The organism is Rhodococcus sp. IEGM 1406, assembly GCF_030056745.1.
GTDB classification, from domain to species: domain Bacteria; phylum Actinomycetota; class Actinomycetes; order Mycobacteriales; family Mycobacteriaceae; genus Rhodococcus_F; species Rhodococcus_F erythropolis.
Window position 1 is genome coordinate 1 of the sequence record NZ_JASHKO010000056.1, and the last position, 212, is coordinate 212.

Annotated in this window: 1 pseudogene; it reads left to right on the plus strand. The window is 65.1% G+C overall.

From position 1 onward, the window contains the following. Nucleotides 1-212, plus strand: a pseudogene (locus QM596_RS29640) (sulfite exporter TauE/SafE family protein); the annotation flags it as partial.

Sequence of the window (212 nt, forward strand, 5' to 3'; positions counted from 1 at the left end):
TTCGGGGGTGTCGAATTGGAAGTTCAAGACCATCGACGGTCCGCGCGTCGCCAAGCTCGGTGTGCCCGGCGCAGTCGGTGCATTCATCGGCGCAACCGGGCTATCGGGTCGGTCCACCGAAGCGGCAGTCCCCATCACGGCGACGATCCTGCTGGCCATCGGGATCTATGTGGCACTTCGCTTTTCGGTCCGCCCACCGGCCGTCACGGATG